17 protein-coding genes are annotated in these 18,132 nt (G+C 62.7%); 5 read left to right on the top strand and 12 right to left on the bottom strand.

Annotated elements, in window-relative coordinates; all coding sequences use genetic code 11:
- Nucleotides 1-48: 48 nt before the first annotated feature.
- From ACNFIC_RS03340 to ACNFIC_RS03300, 9 genes are all read right to left on the bottom strand, one after another.
- A complete protein-coding gene (locus ACNFIC_RS03340; RefSeq protein ID WP_416779906.1) occupies nucleotides 49-540 on the bottom strand; it encodes an Lrp/AsnC family transcriptional regulator in 492 nt (163 codons plus the stop codon).
- A 39-nt stretch (nucleotides 541-579) separates the two neighbouring features.
- Nucleotides 580-1,260: a hypothetical protein gene (locus tag ACNFIC_RS03335; RefSeq protein WP_416779904.1), complete on the bottom strand. Its 681-nt coding sequence runs from the start codon at nucleotides 1,258-1,260 to the stop codon at nucleotides 580-582.
- Between the two features lie 73 nt (nucleotides 1,261-1,333).
- Entirely contained in the window at nucleotides 1,334-2,626 is a 1,293-nt protein-coding gene (gabT, locus tag ACNFIC_RS03330; protein WP_416779902.1) for a 4-aminobutyrate--2-oxoglutarate transaminase, read from the bottom strand.
- Nucleotides 2,627-2,842: 216 nt separating this feature from the next.
- A complete protein-coding gene (locus ACNFIC_RS03325; RefSeq protein ID WP_416779900.1) occupies nucleotides 2,843-3,928 on the bottom strand; it encodes an ABC transporter ATP-binding protein in 1,086 nt (361 codons plus the stop codon).
- 117 nt (nucleotides 3,929-4,045) lie between these two features.
- Nucleotides 4,046-5,506, bottom strand: a complete 1,461-nt coding sequence (locus ACNFIC_RS03320; RefSeq protein ID WP_416779898.1) for an NAD-dependent succinate-semialdehyde dehydrogenase — start codon at nucleotides 5,504-5,506, stop codon at nucleotides 4,046-4,048.
- Nucleotides 5,507-5,664: 158 nt separating this feature from the next.
- Entirely contained in the window at nucleotides 5,665-6,456 is a 792-nt protein-coding gene (locus tag ACNFIC_RS03315) for an ABC transporter permease (protein ID WP_416779896.1), read from the bottom strand.
- Nucleotide 6,457: 1 nt separating this feature from the next.
- Nucleotides 6,458-7,381, bottom strand: a complete 924-nt coding sequence (locus ACNFIC_RS03310) for an ABC transporter permease (RefSeq protein WP_416779894.1) — start codon at nucleotides 7,379-7,381, stop codon at nucleotides 6,458-6,460.
- Nucleotides 7,382-7,393: 12 nt separating this feature from the next.
- Nucleotides 7,394-8,449 (bottom strand): ABC transporter substrate-binding protein, encoded by a 1,056-nt coding sequence (locus ACNFIC_RS03305; RefSeq protein WP_416779892.1) that lies wholly within the window; start codon nucleotides 8,447-8,449, stop codon nucleotides 7,394-7,396.
- 246 nt (nucleotides 8,450-8,695) lie between these two features.
- Nucleotides 8,696-9,787 (bottom strand): tartrate dehydrogenase, encoded by a 1,092-nt coding sequence (locus ACNFIC_RS03300; RefSeq protein ID WP_416779890.1) that lies wholly within the window; start codon nucleotides 9,785-9,787, stop codon nucleotides 8,696-8,698.
- A gap of 92 nt (nucleotides 9,788-9,879) precedes the next feature.
- Here ACNFIC_RS03300 and ACNFIC_RS03295 point away from each other — a divergent pair, with 92 nt between their 5' ends.
- Complete coding sequence (locus ACNFIC_RS03295; protein ID WP_138217832.1) at nucleotides 9,880-10,779, top strand: LysR substrate-binding domain-containing protein; 900 nt, start codon at nucleotides 9,880-9,882, stop codon at nucleotides 10,777-10,779.
- Between the two features lie 41 nt (nucleotides 10,780-10,820).
- On the opposite strand, the gene ACNFIC_RS03290 is transcribed toward ACNFIC_RS03295, so the two are convergent.
- From ACNFIC_RS03290 to ACNFIC_RS03280, 3 genes are all read right to left on the bottom strand, one after another.
- Nucleotides 10,821-11,240 carry a YeeE/YedE family protein gene (locus tag ACNFIC_RS03290; protein WP_138217831.1) on the bottom strand — a complete coding sequence of 140 codons (420 nt, stop codon included), beginning with the start codon at nucleotides 11,238-11,240 and terminating at the stop codon, nucleotides 10,821-10,823.
- A 2-nt stretch (nucleotides 11,241-11,242) separates the two neighbouring features.
- The gene (locus ACNFIC_RS03285; protein WP_416779887.1) at nucleotides 11,243-11,695 is read right to left on the bottom strand and encodes a YeeE/YedE family protein; all 453 of its coding nucleotides are present in this window, start codon (nucleotides 11,693-11,695) and stop codon (nucleotides 11,243-11,245) included.
- Between the two features lie 105 nt (nucleotides 11,696-11,800).
- Complete coding sequence (locus tag ACNFIC_RS03280) at nucleotides 11,801-13,924, bottom strand: TonB-dependent siderophore receptor (RefSeq protein ID WP_138218168.1); 2,124 nt, start codon at nucleotides 13,922-13,924, stop codon at nucleotides 11,801-11,803.
- Between the two features lie 383 nt (nucleotides 13,925-14,307).
- On the opposite strand from ACNFIC_RS03280, the gene ACNFIC_RS03275 reads away from it, so the two are divergent.
- From ACNFIC_RS03275 to ACNFIC_RS03260, 4 genes are read left to right on the top strand one after another with little or no spacing between them, the layout of a single operon-like run.
- Nucleotides 14,308-15,111 carry an ABC transporter ATP-binding protein gene (locus tag ACNFIC_RS03275; protein WP_416779885.1) on the top strand — a complete coding sequence of 268 codons (804 nt, stop codon included), beginning with the start codon at nucleotides 14,308-14,310 and terminating at the stop codon, nucleotides 15,109-15,111.
- Entirely contained in the window at nucleotides 15,108-16,091 is a 984-nt protein-coding gene (locus ACNFIC_RS03270) for a FecCD family ABC transporter permease (RefSeq protein ID WP_138217828.1), read from the top strand. The genes ACNFIC_RS03275 and ACNFIC_RS03270 overlap by 4 nt, the downstream gene beginning before the upstream one ends.
- Complete coding sequence (locus tag ACNFIC_RS03265) at nucleotides 16,088-17,128, top strand: FecCD family ABC transporter permease (RefSeq protein ID WP_138217827.1); 1,041 nt, start codon at nucleotides 16,088-16,090, stop codon at nucleotides 17,126-17,128. Before ACNFIC_RS03270 ends, ACNFIC_RS03265 begins: the two co-directional genes overlap by 4 nt.
- A 28-nt stretch (nucleotides 17,129-17,156) precedes the next feature.
- On the top strand, nucleotides 17,157-18,095 hold the full coding sequence (locus ACNFIC_RS03260; protein WP_240791706.1) for an ABC transporter substrate-binding protein: 939 nt from the start codon (nucleotides 17,157-17,159) through the stop codon (nucleotides 18,093-18,095).
- Nucleotides 18,096-18,132 lie beyond the last annotated feature (37 nt).

The following is an 18,132-nucleotide window of genomic DNA, read 5'->3' as shown; positions in this document are numbered from 1 at the left end:
CGCAGCCTGGGCTTTCGTGGGAGCCTCGGCGCTCCCACGTGATTCGCGTCACACCGCCTTGACCAGGCTGCGCAGCGGCACGCTGCTCTTGACCACCGGCGACTTGATCACTATGTAGCTGAAGTACTTCTCGATGCCGATGTCCTTGTCCAGGATCGACTCCATCAGGTCCTGGTAATGCTGGATGCTGCTGCACAGGAAGCGCACCAGGTAGTCATAGCCACCGCTGATCAGGTGGCATTCCAGCACCTCGTCGATGTTGCGGATGCTCGATTCGAACTTCACGAAATCCGCGCGTTTGTGGTCCGACAGGGTGACCTCGGTGAACACCGTCACGGAGCTGGCGAACTTGGCCAGGTTGACGTGAGCTTCGTAGCCGCTGATGTAGCCCGCCGATTCCAGGCGCTTGACCCGCTGTAGGCAGGGGCTGGGCGACAGCCCCACGGCTTCGGCGAGGCTGACGTTGGTCATGCGTCCGTCCTTTTGCAACTGGACAAGGATGTTGATGTCGATGCGATCGAGTTTGGTTGACGCGTCCATCGTTGACTCCTCAGAGATTGCCAGTGCAGGGCGCCGGCCTCAGGCCCGTAATGCCCGTTGGTGGGCATGGGCCATGTCGGCCAGGCTTGCGTATTCACAACGTTTGGCATCGAGTGCCGAGTTCGACAGGTTCCAGGGCTGGGCCTGGCTGCGCCGCAGGGTACACAGGGGGAAGTCCACCAGGCTGTTCCACGGATCGTCCGGCTCGCTGCTGCGCACCGGCAACATGTCCATCCGTGACACCTTGATCGTTTGCAGTGCCTGTGCCAAGGCCGGGCGCCAGTCGTCGTCGATTGGCTGGACAATGGCATCGAAGGTAATCGGCAGGCGGCAGGTCAGGCTGTCGATATCGATACCCTGGCGTGGGGCGATCAGGATCAGGCGGTAGAACTTGCCCAGGTACTGCAAGGCTCCTGGGGCATCTTCATAGATCGGCCAGTGTGCGCCTGCGTTACCGAAGGCCACGCTGGCATCCCAATCAGGAATCAGAAGCAATTGCCGCGCCAGGCGTTGGTACAACTGACCATGCAACGCCGCTGGGCTGCTGGCCATGGGCGCCAGTTGCTGGCTGAGGTCGCGGTAGGCGTCCAGTAGTTGGTGGTCATCGACCGGCTGCGCAGATTGAACCGCAAGAGGGCGCAAGCCTTCGAGGATGCCCCGTTCGCGGTCAACCAGGGTGGCGTAGGAGAGGCCGAGTGCCTGGTACTGCGTGATTTTCATGCTAGGGAACTCCTGTGGGTGTCAGACGGATCCATCCGAGGGGCCAAGGGCCGTGCCGGCCCATGGCGAGCACTCAGGCGCCTGCCGCATCCAGCGCCTGGCCAAGCATCTGCAAGGCTTCAGCCAGCTGCGCCTGGGTGGTGACCAGTGGCGCGAGGAACCGCACCACGTTGCGCTGCACACCGCACTTGATGACCAGCAAGCCCGCCTCGCGAGCCTGGTCGATCACGCGCTGGGCGAGGGCGGCGTCCGGGGTATTGGCGGCATCGCCTGCGACCATTTCTATTGCCTGCATGAAGCCCAGGCCGCGGACTTCACCGATTCTTGGGTGGGCGCGTTGCAAGCGCAGCAGCCCTGCATGCAGCTGCTCGGCGAGCGCTTCGCCTTGGGCCAGCAGATCCTCGCTCTCGAACAGATCCAGCACCGCCAACGCCGCTGCGCAGGCTACCCCATTGCCGCCATAGGTGCCGCCCAGACCGCCCGGGCTGGGTGCATCCATGATCGCTGCACGACCCACCACGCCCGATAGCGGCATACCGCCGGCCAAGCTCTTGGCGACGGTGACCAGGTCGGGCTGGATATCGGCGTGCTGGAAACCGAACATCTTGCCGGTGCGCCCAAAGCCTGCCTGGATCTCATCCAGGATCAGCACAATGCCGTGTTGGTCGCAGCGTTCGCGCAGCCCTTGCAGAAAGGCTTTTGGGGCCGCGATGAAGCCGCCGTCACCTTGCACTGGCTCGATGAGGATCGCCGCCACACGGTCAGGGGCGACATCGGTGGCGAACAGCTCGTCCAGACGGGTGAGGGCTTGCTGGCTGTCGATGCCCCGATAAGGATTGGGGTAGGTGGCGTGGTAGATCTCGGCGGGGAAGGGGCCGAAATTCTGCTTGTAGGGCTGGCTCATGCCGGTCAGGGTCACGCCCAGCAGGGTGCGGCCATGAAAGCCCCCGGTGAACGAGATCACCGCAGGGCGGTTGGTGTAGCCGCGGGCGATCTTGATGGCGTTCTCGACCGCCTCGGCGCCGGAGGTGAAAAGTACACTCTTGTAGTGCTCGCCGTTGCCGACCAGCGCGTTGAGCCGCGCGGCGACGGCAATGTAGGGCTCGTAGGCGACCACCTGGAAGCTGGCATGGGACAGTTGCTCGACCTGGCGCTGCACTGCCTCGACCACCTTGGGGTGGTTGTGGCCGGTGTTCAGCACGCCGATGCCACCGACGAAGTCCAGGTAGCGGCGGCCGTCGACATCCCACAGCTCAGCGCCACTGGCGCGGGCTGCCACCAGCGGGTGGGCCGTGGCGATGCCGCGTGGCACATTTTCGTCGCGCCAGGCGAGCAGGCGTTGGTTTTCGCTCAGGGGTGGATTCATCGTGATCTCCAGGGTCAATCAGTGGGGCTGGGTTGGATATCAGGATAAGGACTGGCCAGCGTGACAAGCGCTGAAGTTGAGGGGGCAGGTGGCGGGATCGGTTGTTTTGGGCGAGGGTTGCGAAATATTACGCTGGGGGCTCTGGGGAGGCGCTGCGGGGTCAGCGCTTGCCTGTCGAGGCAAGCCCGTGACGCCCACAGGCCCTGAGCAACGCCATCAGCCCCTGGCGCGCGGCACGACGATGGTGTCTTGCGGATGCAGGCGCATCCACAGCGGTGCACCGATCGCCGGCAAGCTCAGATTGCCTTCATGGTGGCTGGGCTGGCGCAGGCTGACCGTCGGGCCGCCATCGAGGTCTACGAACACCTTCAAGCTCTCGCCTTGGAACACGATGTCGGAAACCCGCCCGTGCAAGCGATTCCACTCAGGCCCCGCGTCACCGGTGTCGAGCAGCAGCTTTTCCGATTGCAGCGCCAGGAACAGCTCGCCACTGGCCGGTATCTCGCGGCTGGTGCGCAGGGTCGCCGCGCCCAGGCTCAGGCCTGCCGCATTGCGTTGCAGCGGCACCAGGGTGCTTTCGCCAATGAAGCTGGCCACGAAGTCGTCGGCCGGGTGGTCATGCAGCCTGCGTGGAGTGTCCACCTGCACCAGTTTGCCGCCACGCATGATCGCGATGCGATCGCTCATGGTCAGGGCTTCGCGCTGGTCGTGGGTGACATAGATCATCGTCGCGCCCAGGCGCTTGTGCAGGGCGCGTAGTTCGATCTGCATGGTCTCGCGCAGTTGCTTGTCCAGGGCCGAGAGGGGTTCGTCCATGAGGATCAGCTTGGGCTCGAAGACGATCGCCCTGGCCAAGGCCACACGCTGACGCTGACCGCCGGACAATGCCGCAATGGCGCGGTCTTCATAACCGCCCAGCTCCACGGTGGCCAGGGCCTTGGCCACCCGCTCGCGACTGTCCTTGGCACTGATACCGCGGGCGCGCAGGGGGAAGGCGACGTTCTGGCCCACGCTCATGTGCGGGAACAGTGCGTAATTCTGGAACACCACGCCGATCTCACGCTTGTTCGGCGGCATCAGGGTGACGTCGCGCTCGCCGAACAAAATGCTGCCCGAACTGACCCGCAAGAAACCACCGAGAATGCTCAGCAGCGTGGTCTTGCCGGAGCCTGAAGGCCCGAGCAGCGACATGAACTCACCGGCTTCGACCTTCAGGTCGACTTGGTCCAGCGCCTTGAGATTGCCGTAGTGTTTGCTTACCTGATGAACGGTGACCGATTCGAAACCATCAGTGAACTGCATCGTGAATTCTCCTGCACAAGGCAACGGGGCAAGCGAGCTGTGCCCATCTGAGCACAGCCACCCAACCGCTACGTGCTGTTTTAAGCCGGTTCAAAAGTCAGATCTGCTGTCAGCGACTCAGCCCAGGCCGCCTATGTGCCAGGCCTTGATCTCGAGAAATTCTTCCAACCCGTACTTGGAGCCCTCGCGCCCGCTACCCGATTGCTTCATGCCTCCGAACGGCGCCACCTCCATGGAGATGACCCCGGTATTCAGGCCGACCATGCCGAATTCCAAACGCTCACCCACACGCCAGGCGCGGCGCATGTCCTGGGTGAAGTAGTACGCGCCTAGGCCATACGGCGTGGCGTTGGCGATTTCCAACGCTTCGTCTTCGCTTTGGAAACGAAACAGCGGCGCCACCGGGCCGAAGGTTTCTTCGCTGGCCAGCAGCATGTCTGGGCTGGCGTCGCGCAGCACGGTGGGTTGCACGAACAGACCGTCGCCCTGGGGCAGGCCGCCCGCGATCACTGAGGCGCCTTTGCTCACGGCGTCGTCGATGTGCCGGCGTACCTTGTCGACCGCAGCGGCGTTGATCAGCGGCCCCAGGGTGACGCCTGGAGTGAAGGCATCGCCGACCTTGAGCTTGGCCACCTCGGCGCTGAGGCGTTCGGCGAAGCGTTCGTAGATACCGTCCTGGACCAGGATGCGGTTGGCGCAGACGCAGGTTTGCCCGGCATTGCGGAACTTGCTCAGCATCACGCCCTGGATCGCCAATTCAAGGTCGGCATCGTCGAACACGATGAAGGGCGCATTGCCGCCCAGTTCCAGGCTCAGTCGCTTGATGGTGGTGGCGCACTGGCTCATCAACAGTTGGCCGACCTGGGTGGAGCCGGTGAACGACAGCTTGCGCACGCTCGGGTTGCCGGTCAGTTCACTGCCCACCCCGGCTGGCAGGCCGGTCAGCACGTTGAATACACCGGGCGGGATGCCGACGCGCTCGGCCAGTACGGCCAAGGTCAAGGCTGACAGCGGCGTGAGTTCCGAGGGTTTGACCACGATGGTGCAGCCTGCCGCCAACGCCGGAGCGCACTTACGGGTGATCATCGCATTAGGGAAGTTCCATGGGGTGATGGCGGCCACCACACCGACGGGCTGCTTGAGCACCAGGATGCGCCGGTCGGCAGTCGGGGCCGGAATGCTGTCGCCGTAGATGCGCCGGGCTTCCTCGGCAAACCATTTGACGAAGCTTGCGCCGTAGCCGATCTCTCCACGGGCTTCGGCCAAGGGTTTGCCTTGCTCGGCGCTCATGATCACCGCCAGGTCGTCCTGGTTGGCCAGGATCGCCTGATGCCAGGCCTCTAGCAGTTTGGCTCGATCGGCCGGCGGCACCTCGCGCCAGGCCTGGAAACTGGCCTCGGCGGCGGCGATGGCGCGGCGGGTTTCGCTGGCCTCCAGGGCCGGCACCTGGGCCAAGGTCTGGCCGTTGGCAGGGTTGACGACCGCCAGGGTGGCGCCATCGTCAGCGTCGATCCACACGCCGTTGGCGTACGCCTTTTCCACCAGCAGGGACGGGTCGCGCAATTGGGTTTTCAACATGGGAAATACCTGTAACCGGTTGCCGTGATGGACATATTGTAAAAAGCCGATGCCAGCGCCCGATGCCAACTTGGCCAGGGCGGGCAGTCAGAGATGCCGAAATGTGCAGGGTTGCAGCAGGTCCTGCCGCCACGCTGCATGGCGTGACGGCAGGTGGCTCAGGCCTGTTTGTTGCGCCCGGCGATGACCACCAGCAGAAGGGAGGCGAGGATCAGCATCGAGCTGATGGCGGCGATGGTCGGGTCGATCTCGTCGCGCAGCGCGGTGAACATGCGCTTGGTCAGGGTCTGGTTGTCGCCGCCGGAAATGAACAGCGCCACCACGGTTTCATCCAGCGAGGTGATGAAGGCGAACAGGGTGGCGGAAACAACACTGGGCTTGATCTGCGGCAGGGTCACCGCCATGAACGCGCGAAAGCGGTTCATCCCCAGGCTGCGAGCGACCATTTCCTGGGACATGTCGAAGTTGCGCAGCCCCGCGAGCAGGGCAATGATCACGTAGGGCAGGGCCAGCATGATGTGCGCCAGGACTAGGCCAATTAGTGAACTGACCAACCCGACCCGGGCATAGACGAAGAACACCCCGGCGGCGATCAGGATGATCGGCACCATCATTGGCATGAGCAGGACAATCTGCAGGGTACGGATCACCTTGAGCGTTGAGTTGTTGATGGCGTAGGCCGCCGCCATGCCGACCGGCAGCGATACCACGGTGGTGGCCACGGCGGTGATCAGGCTGACCTTCGCGGCGCTCATCCATTCGATACTCTGGAAGAACGCGGCATACCAGTTCAGCGACCACGCCTTGGGCGGGAATTGCAGGAAGCGCGCCTCGGAGAACGACATCGGCACCACGATCAGCACCGGCACGATCAGGTAGGCCAGGATCAGCACCACCAGCAGCCCGAACAGCAGGTTCGCGATGCGCAGGTTGGACAACAGGCTTTTCATGTCAGCGCGCTCCCAGGACACGTTCGATCGGGATGAAGCGGTTGATGCCCCAGAAGATCAGGAACACCACCAGCAACAGCACCAGACCCACGGCACTGGCCGCGCCCCAGGCGTGGTATAGCTCGACGTTGCGCTGCACCAGCATCGACACCAGGATGGTGCGCCCGCCACCGAGCAATTCGGGGGTGATGAAGAAGCCCAGGCAGATCACGAATACCAGGATCGAGCCCGCCATGACCCCGGGGGCCGCCATGGGCAGGAACACCCGGCGAAACGAATAGAACGGCGAGGCGCCAAGGCTGCTGGAGGCTTGCAGCAGGTCCTGGGGAATCTTGCGCATCACCGCGTACAGCGGCAACACCATGAACGGCAGCATCACGTGCAGGGTGCCGATCACCGTGCCGGTGGTGTTGTGCATCAGGTTCAGCGGTTTATCGATCAAGCCCAGGTCGAGCAGCGCCTGGTTGACCAGCCCGCGTCGCTGCAATAGCACCAGCCACGCGTAGGAGCGCACCAGCACGCTGGTCCAGAACGGGATGATCACGCATACCAGAATCAGGTTGCCCCAAATCCCGGGCAGCCGCGAGGCTGCGTAGGCGATGGGAAAACCCAGCAAGATCGACAGCACGGTGACGATCAGGCTGATCTTGAAGGTCAGGGCGAAGGTGTCCCAGTAGATACGCTCCTCGAAGATGCGCAGGTAGTTGGCCAGGGTGAAGCCCTCGTCGCCCTGCACCGATTGCAGGGCGAGCCAGGCCAGGGGCAGGATCAGCAGCACGACGACCATCAGCAGCGCCGGCAGCAGCAGGAGCAGCATGTTGGTGTGCTCCTTGCGCTCTTCACGCCGCAGCGCCTCGGGGGTGGTCATGGGCGCAGGGCTCGGGCCTGAGTCCAGCACAGATTGGGCGAGATACGCATTGCTCATGTCGACCTCCGGTCAGTTCTTCTGCACGAACGACAGCCAGCGTTCTTCAGCCTTGACCCCTTCAGCCGACGCCCACCACTGAGCTGACAGCAAGGCCTGGCGTTTCAGGTTGTCTGGCGAGGAGGGCAACTGCTCGGCACGCTGGGCGGGGATCAAGCCTGTCTCGAAGGCCTTGGGGTTGAGCGGGCCATAGTCGATGATCAGCGGTAGGGCTGCTTGCAGGCGGGCGTCGATCAGTTCATTGACGAACTTCATCGCCGCCTCACGGTGCTTGCTGCCTTTGAGCACGCACAGCGAATTGGTTTCGAGAATGCCTTGGTCATAGTTGAAGGCCACCGGGGCGCCGTCGGCCTGCACGGCAGTGATACGTCCGTTCCAGGCCTGGATCATGTCTACCTCGCCGTCGCTGATCAGTTGCGCCGATTGCCCGCCCGAGGTCCACCAGGTAGCGATGTGCGGCTTGATCTGCTCAAGCTTCCTGAACGCGCGATCAACGTCCAGCGGATAGAGTTTGTCCGGGGCTACGCCGTCGGCGAGCAGGGCGATCTCCAGGGTTGGGCGCGGTAAATTGCGCAGGGAGCGCGCGCCAGGATACTTGTCGGTGTTCCAGAAATCGGCCCAGGTCTTCGGGGCGCTGGCCTTATCGAAGGTGTCGGTACGGTAGGCCAGCACAGTGGAATAGCTGATATAGCCGACGCTGTAGTCATCCTTGAGGGTTGTTGGCAATTGCGCGGCGTTTGGAATCAGCGCGAGGTCGAGCTTCTCGAACAGGCCTTCCTCTTCGCCGCGAATGCAGTCGCCTGTAGGCAGGTCTACCACGTCCCAGCTGACGTTGCCGCTTTGCACCTGGGTCTTGATGATTGGGTAGGCCTTGGGCGAGCTGTCCTGCTTGAGGGTCAGGCCGAGTTCCTTGGCGGCCGGTAGCAGAATCGCCTTGCTTTGAGCGTCCTGGTAAGCGCCTCCCTGGGAGACGAAGGTGATCGAGTCTGCTGCCCATGAGGGGGCGGCGCTGCCGATCAGCAGGGCGAGGGTGGAAAGCTGCAGGGCGCGTAGCGTGGATATTGTCATGTGCGATACTCCCATTCGGATGTGGGCAGGTGCAGGAGACGAGCGTTGGCGGTCTTGTCGGGCCGCTCGGTGGATGACCCCTCGGGCTACTGTACCGGCACGGCCCAAGTGCAAGGGCGCACAAATGGGCGATGCAGAAGCGGTTTATTGCAAATTCCGCAGAGCTTGCGGCATATCCTGCGCAGAAGGCTCTGGCACAAGGGTTACAGAGGTGCCTTCGGGGCGCCTGGCACCTCTGTGTGGGGCTCAGCGCTGCAACAGCGCTTCAGTGATCGCGGCACCCACCTGCTGGGTCGATAGCGTGCCGCCCATGTCTGGGGTTAGCTTGCCCTCGGCAATCACCGTCTCTATGGCCTTGAGCATGTCGTCGTGGGCGCGCTGGTAGCGTTCATCACCCTGGCCGAGGAACTCCAGCATCATCGCGCCGGACCAGATCATCGCGATGGGATTGGCGATGTTCTTGCCGTAGATGTCCGGGGCCGAACCGTGCACCGGCTCGAACAGCGACGGGAAGCTGCGCTCGGGGTTGAGGTTGGCCGACGGCGCGATGCCGATGGTGCCGGCGCAGGCAGGGCCGAGGTCGGAGAGGATGTCGCCGAACAGGTTGGAGGCCACCACCACATCGAAGCGATCCGGTTGCAGCACGAAGCGCGCGCAGAGGATGTCGATGTGCTGCTTGTCCCAGGTGACCGTGGGGTAGTGCGCGGCCATCGCCTCGGTGCGCTTGTCCCAGTACGGCATGCTGATCGCCATGCCGTTGGACTTGGTGGCCGAGGTCACATGCTTGCGCTCGCGCTTCTCGGCCAGTTCGAAGGCGTACTTGAGGATGCGATCGACGCCACGGCGGGTGAAGATCGATTCCTGGATGACGAATTCCTGCTCGGTGTTCTCGAACATGATCCCGCCAATCGACGAGTACTCGCCTTCGGTGTTTTCCCGCACCACCACGAAATCGATATCGCCGACCTTGCGCCCGGCCAGGGTCGAAGGCACGCCTGGGAACAAGCGCACCGGGCGGATGTTCACGTACTGGTCGAACTCGCGGCGGAACTTGAGCAGCGAGCCCCACAGCGAAATGTGGTCGGGCACCTTGTCAGGCCAGCCGACGGCACCGAAATAGATGGCATCGTAGCGCTTGAGCTGCTCGGACCAGTCGTCCGGCATCATCTTGCCGTGTTGCAGGTAGTAGTCGCAGCTAGCCCACCCGAAGGTGTCGAACTGCAACGCCAGGCCGTATTTGCGTGCGGCGGCTTCCAGGACCCGGATGCCCTCAGGCAGGACTTCGAGGCCAATGCCATCGCCGGGAATGGCCGCGATACGAAACGGGGTGTTGGTCATAGGGGAAACTCTGTCCGGTGGAGGAGCCCCTATGCTATATATCTCCAAATCAGACAAAATCAGTACATTTATAGAAACTTGGTTTCCGAATCGTGAACAATCTACCCAGCCTGCACGACTTGAATGTGTTCTTGTTGGTGGCACGTCGTTGCAGTTTTTCTGCTGCGGCTGACGAACTGGGCATGTCTGCCGGGTTTGTCAGCAAACGCGTTCGCGCGTTGGAGCAAGACCTCAACCTGCGCTTGCTGCACCGCACCACGCGCAGCGTGACCCTGACCGAGGAGGGGGAGCGCGTCAGTGCCTGGGCGCAGCAATTGTTGTATCAGGTCAGCCAGCTGGGCGATGAAATCTACGCCTGGCAGGGTGAGCCCAAAGGTCTGCTAAGGGTGGTCAGCAGCCCAGGCCTCGGGCGTCGCATGGTCGCGCCGGCATTGGCTGAATTGGCCGTGCGCTACCCTGGACTGGACATCCGCCTGGATATCCAGGATCGCTTGGTGGATTTGATGGAGGAGGGCGTGGACCTGGATATCCGGGTGGGCAATGACATATCGCCGCATGTTATCGCCAAGCCGCTGGCCAAGAACCATCGTGTGCTGTGCGCTAGCCCCGGCTACCTGCAAGCGCGCGGCACACCCGAAACCCTGGCAGACCTGGGGCAGCATGACTGCTTGGTGATCAAAGAGCGGGACCACCCGTTTGGAGTCTGGAACCTGATCGGGCCCAGAGGGCCGCAGACCGTCAAAGTGGCGGGCAGCCTCTCTACCAACAATGGCGAAATCGCCCGGCAGTGGTGCCTGGATGGGCGTGGCCTGCTATTGCGTTCGAGGTGGGATGTCAAAGACGACCTGCAAGCTGGGCGGCTCGTGCAGGTGCTGGCTGAATACGCTCAGCCTGCGGATATCTGGGCGGTACATACCTCGCCATTGCTCAGTTCGGCGAAGGTGAGGGTAACGGTGGAATTTCTGGGCGATTACTTTCGCCAGCGCTGTTGAAGGCGGCGTCTTCCGTACGTTCAGCCATCATCTGCGTCGGCTCAAGCGCGGCGTCGGCTCTCCAGTGCCTTGAACAACAGCATGCCGCTGAGCATGGCCAACGTGAACACCAGCACTTGCCAGTGCCCTGTGAGCAACGTGGCCACTGCCGGGCCTGGGCAGATCCCTGCTATGCCCCAGCCGATGCCGAACACTAAACTCCCGCCAATCAAGCGCGCGTCCAATTCTCGTTTGACCGGTAGCTGCATGGGCTGACCCAGCAGCGAGCGGGACTGCCGACGGGCCCATGTCAGCGGTCCCACGGCGACGCCAATGGCCCCGAGCATGACCAACGCCAGGGAGGGATCCCAGGCACCCGTCAGGTCCAGAAACGCCAATACTTTGCTGGGGTTGGCCATACCTGCCAACAGCAAGCCCAAGCCGAACAGCAGACCTGCGATGAACGCCGACAGTTTGGCCACGTTCATCCTCCCAGCAGATGACGCAACACGAACACCGTGACGAAACCACTCAGCATGAAGCTCACAGTGGCCACTATCGAACGGGGCGAAAGGCGCGATAAGCCGCATACCCCGTGGCCACTCGTGCAGCCTGAGCCGTATCGCGTACCGACGCCCACCAGTATTCCGGCGACCACGAGGGCGAGCCCGTCACTTTCGAATGAGATGTGTGGCAGCGTGAAGAACAAGCCCCAGAGTAGCGGTGCGACAAGCAGGCCCAGGAGGAAAAGGGATGTTTCGCTGCGGCCCTCGCCACCGCGCTGTAAAAGGCTGCCGATCAGGCCGCTGATGCCGGCGATACGCCCATTGGCGATGACCAACAGACTGGCCGCCAAGCCAATCAACGCGCCGCCTGCAAGGGATGACCAGGGGGTGAAGCTGAGCCAGTCGATGTGCACGAGTTTCTCCGATGCCACATGGAAACTCGCAGGTTTTAGCACATCCGCCTGCCCGCTGCCTCTATCTTTCAGAGACAGGCAGCGGGCATGGCAGGGTGCTTGCGCGGCGCGCGCCGGGGTGGATTACCAGTTGAAGTTCAGCGAGGTCACCAGGGTGCGCTCGTCACCGTACTGACAGTCGACGGCGTCACAGGTCGTGTAGAGCTTGTTGGTCAGGTTGGTGGCGTTGACGGTTACCGTCCACTGGTCGTCGATCTGGTAGCGCGCCATGGCGTCAAACAGGGTATAGGCGGGCATGGACGAATCCAGGCCCGAGACCGGCGTGGTACCCATGTAGCGAGCGCCACCGCCCACGGTCAGTTTCGGAATGCCCCAGTTGACGAGGTTGTAGGTGGCCCACAGCGCCGCCTGGTGATACGGCGTTTCATCGATCCGTTGATTGATCTCGGAGTCAATGGTGCTCTTGATGGTGCGGGCATCGGTATAGCTGTAGGAGGCGATTACGCTGAGTGCCGGGGTGACGTCCGCCTTGGCTTCCAGCTCCAGGCCGCGCGAGCGGACCTTGCCGGTCTGGCGGAACTCTTCGGTCACTGGGTCCTCTTTGAGCACGTTGGTCTGGGTCAGCTCGTAGACGGCTGCGCTGAGCAGGACAGTGCTGTCCTTGGGCTGATAACGCACACCGGCTTCGTACTGTTTACCTTCGGTGGGTTCGAAGTTCAGGCCGGGGGCTTCTGCTACCGAAACCGGGAAGAACGACTCGCTGTAGCTGACGTAGGGCGCCAGGCCGTTGTCCGCCAGGTACACCAGGCCCGCGCGCCAGGTGGTGGCTTCGTCGCTCTGGCTGGCCTTGGCACCTGTGCGATGCGCCATCTGATCCTGATCAGCCCAGTCGTGGCGGCCACCCAGCACCAGGACCCACTTGTCGTCGAACTTGATCTGATCCTGTAGATACACACCTTTTTGCAGCGTATCGATCTGCGAGCCACGATCCAGGGCACGGGCTCTGTTAACCACTACGGGCTGTCCATAGTTGTAACGACTCAGGTCCAGGTCGGGGGCAGCGCCTCGGAAATTATGGGAATCGTAGGACATGTCGTAGCCGTCGAAACCGAGCAGCACGGTTTGTTCGACGTTGCCGAACTGCCATTTGGATTCGATGTTGGTATCGCTGCCCAGGACCCGAGCACGTTCGTGGCGGTCACTGTATCGGCGGTTCAGAATGCCGGTCGTGGCAGTGGCGGCGGCCGTACCGGGCACGACCTGCAAGTACCTCCACTTCACATCCGACTCGGAATAACGCAGCTTGTGGTTGACCGTGAAGTGCTCGTTGAAGCGGTGGCTGAATTCGTACCCCAGGGCCGACATTTCGCCATTCATATCGTCGTAGTCCGGCTCGCCGATGAAATCGTGGCGGCCGATCTTGAAGGCGCCGTTACCGACACCTTTGGTCAACTGATAGGGCACCGGTGCAGGAAAACGCGTATCGGTCTTCTGGTAGAAAGACAGCAAGGTCAGCGAGGTGTCTTCGTCTGGGCGCCAGGTCAGCGCTGGGGCGATGTAGAACTTGTCGTCGTTGAGATAGTCCTGCTGGGTATCGCTGTCGCGCCCGAGCATGGTCAGGCGGTAGCTCAGGGTGTCGCTATCGCCCAATGGACCACTGAAATCGGCGGCGAGCTGTTTGCGGTCATAGGAGCCTACTTGTAGGTTCAGCTCGTGAAACGGCGTCTGGGTTGGGCGCTTGCTGACGCCGTTTACCATGCCGCCAGGCGAGAGCTGGCCGTAGAGCACCGAAGCAGTGCCGCGAATGACCTCGACGCGCTCCAGGCCATAAGGTTCCTGGGTGCCGTCGTAGGAGTTGGTCTGTAGGCGCAGGCCGTCGCGCAGCGAGCCGCCGGTGGCGGATTCGACCGAGAAACCACGCACGCGGAAGCGGTCCGCCGTGCGGTTGAAGTTGGTCGAGCCGCTGGTGAAGCCTGGCGTGTATCTCAGCGCCTGGCCGAGGGTTTCCGCCTGGCGGTCGCGTACCTCATCGCTCGTCACCACCGACAGCGACTGCGGGGTTTCGGTGATCGGCGTATCGGTCTTGGTCGCGCTCAGGTTGCGTTTGGCTACATAGCCGACCACGTGCTCAGTGGGCTGCTCGACGCTTTGCCCGGTGACGTTGGTGGCCTCGATTTCCAAGGGCGCAACCGTGGTGGCTGGGTCGGCCTCAGCGGCATGCAGGCTGCCTGAACCCAGGCTGGCCATGGCCAGTGCCAGTGCAGTAAGGCTGAAGGCGGGACGTGGGGCGAAACGTTCGGGGCTTGGGTGCGTAACCTGGCACATGGCGAAGGAACATCCTTTGGTCTTCTAGTATGTGTGCGCGAGGCGGAGGATGTTCTGTGATCCTTCACGCCTGCTTCTTGGCAGTCAGCAGTAGCGGGCGAACTCTACATCTAAATGAGAAATATTTGTACTAGCGCACAATTTATTGTCTTCACTAATTTATTGCTGCAAGCTACTGCGCATGAATGTTCAAGGCCTGGATGCTGCCGTAGGTACTGTCCGCCCTGAGCGGGGTGAGATTCGCGATGAACCCACATGTCCGGCGGGCTGCGCTGGTGCGGGGGTTCGAATTCGAGTGTGCGTGCATGTTGAAAGCGACGGGGCTTGAGCTTCAATTCGACGGACTGAAGGTGCTGGATGACATCAGCCTGAGCATTCCCGAGGGCTGTTTTACTGCGTTGATTGGTGCCAATGGGTGCGGCAAGACCACCTTGTTGAACGTGCTGGCACGCATGCTGCGCCCCGCCAGCGGCGACGTATTGCTACAAGGTAAGCCCCACGTTCAGCTCTCGCGCCGTGAACTGGCCAGGCAAATCGCACTGTTGCCGCAACGTACCAGCTCGCCTGCCGGTATCACCGTGCGCGAGCTGGTCATGCAGGGGCGCTACCCCTGGCAAAGCTGGTGGCAGCCGTGGAGTGATACCGATCAACAGGCGGTTGATCGCGCCGTGGCACTGGCCGATGTCGGGATGCTGCTGGACCGCAGCTTGACCTCCCTGTCCGGTGGACAATTACAGCGCTGCTGGATTGCCATGACACTGGCGCAGGAGACGCCGGTCATCCTGCTCGACGAGCCCACCACCTTCCTCGACATCGCTCATCAGATCGCCTTGCTCGAACTGCTCGCCGAGTTGCGTGACCAGGGGCGTACTATCGTCGCGGTTCTGCATGACCTCAACCAGGCCGCGCGTTATGCCGATCAACTGGTGATGTTGCGCCAGGGCAAGGTTCACGCCCAAGGGGCGCCTGCCGAGGTCTTCACCCCGGGCAACTTGAAGGCGGTGTTCGACCTGGATGCGCACATTCTTATCGATCCGCATTCCGGTGATCCTCTGTGCGTGCCGGCGTCTGCGCGCCTGCGCGCGCACGACGGCCAGGTGGCCCGATGAGCGGTGGGTTGCGCTGGCCGATCTGGCTATCGATCTCGATCGGCATTGTCCTGGCCTCGACGCTGCACCTGGCGGTGGGGGCCAAGTCGATCCCGTGGCATGATGTCTGGCAGGCGCTGCTGGCGTATGACCCGAGTCAATCTGATCACAGCGTCATTCGCGGTTCGCGTCTGCCGCGCCTGTGGGTGGCGATGCTCGTGGGCGCCTGTCTGGGGCTGGCTGGCACGCTGATGCAGGCGGTTGGCGACAATCCATTGGCCGATCCGGGCATCCTCGGCATCAATAGTGGCGCGGCCTTGTTCGTGGTCATTGGCTTGCTGGTGCTGCCGGGCAACGACATGAGCATGATTCCCTTGTTTGCCTTCAGCGGCGCTCTGGTGGCCGCCGTCGGCGTCATGCTGCTGGCCGGGCGCACACCCAATCCGGTGCGGCTGACGCTTTCCGGGGCGATGATGGCCGCGCTGTTCGGCGCTATCACCGCGATTGTGTTGCTGATCGATCAGCAAGGGCTGGACAGCCTGCGGCGCTGGCTGACCGGCTCGCTGGGTATCAGCGGGGCAAACCTGCCCAGTTGGCTCTGGCCCTACCTGGTCATTGGCCTGTCGCTTTGCCTGCTCAATGTGCGGGCATTGAATGCCTATCGGCTGGGTGCACAGGTGGCCTCCAGCATGGGCGTCAACCTATTGCGCATGCGCTTGTTGAGCTTGGCAGCGGTGGTGCTGCTGTCCGGTTGTGCGGTGGCACTGGCTGGCCCGATCGGTTTTGTCGGGCTGGTAGTACCGCATGCGGCGCGGCTGCTGGTTGGCCACGACCTGCGGCAATTGCTGGTAGCCACGCCTTTGTTGGGCGCCTTGTTGCTGGTGCTGGCCGATGTCGTGGCGCGCACCCTGGTGAGCCCCTATGAACTCAACACCGGCATCGTCACCGCGCTGATTGGCGGTCCCGTATTCGTCGGGTTGGTATTGAGGAAACTCAAGTGAGTCGCTGGTTGACCACGCCAAGGCGTTGCCCCGGGTTGCCTTGGGTCGGCCGCCCCATTGATGCATTGGCGGCCTTGACGCTGCTCTTGTTGCTGACGGCCCTGACGGTGTATGCGGCCAGCGTCGGCAGCTACACCACTAGCATGGCGCAGCTCTGGCAGGGCCTGTTCGCCGACGAGGCGGCGCTGTCGGCCAGTGTCCTATGGGAGTTGCGCCTGCCGCGTATCCTGCTGGCGATTCTCGGGGGTGCAGCGATGGCGCTGGCCGGGGTGTTGATGCAGTCGCTGACGCGCAACCCACTGGCTGCGCCGGGATTGGTCGGGGTCGAGGCGGGCGCCAGCGTCACCATGCTGCTGATCCTGGTGCTGTGGCCGCAAGCCTTGCCGGTGGGGCTCTATCCACTGGCCGCGTTGCTCGGTGGCCTGGCGGTGGCGCTGTTCATCGTCGCGCTATCCTGGCGCGCTGGGATTGCCCCGCTGCGTCTGATTCTTGTTGGCGTGGGGCTTACGGCCATGCTCGGTGCCGTCTCCGATCTGCTGATCACCTACGGCAATATCGATCGGGTCGAATCGGCGTTGATGTGGCTTGGCGGCAGCCTGCATCGCAGTGGATGGCCGCAGGTACAGAGCCTGCTGATCTGGCTGCTGGTGGCGGGCATACCCCTGTTGTTTTGCCATCGCCAGCTCAATCTGCTGCAACTGGGCGAGCGTGTGGCGCTCAGCCGCGGCCTGAATGCACCGTTGATCATGCTGTTGCTGCTGCTGTGCAGTGTCACCTTGACCGCAGCGACGGTGGCCAATATCGGCGTGATGACGTTCGTGGGCCTGGTCGCGCCGCACCTGGCACGGCAGTTGTGCGGTGATCGGCATGGCGCGCTGCTGCCGCTGTCGGCACTGTTCGGTGCGCTACTGGTACTGCTGGGCGACACCCTCGGGCGCGCCTTGCTGCCGCCGTTGCAACTGCCGGCGGGCCTTGTGGTCGCGATTATCGGTGCGCCTTATCTGTTGGTTTTGCTGGCGCGGCAACGCAACCGTTGACGCGTCGTCACTGAAGGACAAGACGAAGATGATGGTGAAGTTCAAAGCGCTTTCCCTGATGGCCTGTGCGCTGCTGGGTCTGAGTTCGATGCAGGCCGTGGCCGCTGACACCCGTGTGTTCGAGAACCGTTTCGGCCGTGTCGAGGTGCCCGTCGAGCCGCATTGCGTGGTATCGCTGCACGACCTGAGCTTGACTACCCAACTGCTCGAGCTGGGCGTAACCCCCTGCGGCTCCACGGGGCGCAAGAAGCTGCTCGCCGATGCGATGTTCCGTGGTGCACAGCAGCGCTTCGATGTCTCTGGCATCCGCTATGTCGGTTCACACCAGGCGCCTGATCTTGAGGCCATCGCGGCGCTCAAGCCTGACCTGATCGTCGGGTTGTCCTATCACCAGGACCTCAAGGAGCGCCTCAGTAGCATCGCCCCGGTGGTGCTGCTGCCAGCGCGCGAGGCCGGTATCAAGACCTACGCCAAGGAGCTGGCCGAACTGGTAGGCAAGCAGCAGCGCTACCAGAAGCTGTTGAGCGAGTACCAATGGATCGTTGGCGAATTCGCCAAGCGGGTGAAGGAGCCGGGGCGCATCACAGTTACCACCCTGGAGGTCTATCCAGACGGGTTCCAGCTGATTGGCCGCTCTGGCATGGATGACGTGATCGCCGACTTCGGCCTCGGGCGTGTGTCGGCCTTCAAGGAGGCACGTCCGAACGTGCCTTACAGCCTGGAACGCATTGGCGACTTCGACAGCGATTTCATCATCGATACCTACGAAGAAATGCTCGATTCGCAGGCGAGCACCGAAGCCTTCCGCCGTTCGCCGCAGTGGCAGAACCTGTTCGCTGTGAAGAACCATCAGTTCCTGTATTTCAACCGTAGCCGCTTCGCCGACACCATGCAGGGCATGATCGGCTCGGCGTACCTGCTGCTGTCGCACATCGGCGAACGCGACTACAACCTCCAGGAAAAGTGAGCATTCTTGGGCAGCCGCTGAAGCCGTCCAAGTGATG

The sequence above is a fragment of the Pseudomonas sp. NY15463 genome (assembly GCF_048068415.1).
Classification (GTDB): Bacteria; Pseudomonadota; Gammaproteobacteria; order Pseudomonadales; family Pseudomonadaceae; genus Aquipseudomonas; species Aquipseudomonas mosselii_C.
Note: the sequence above shows the minus strand (reverse complement) of the source record. Positions and strands in the feature narration are given on the sequence as shown.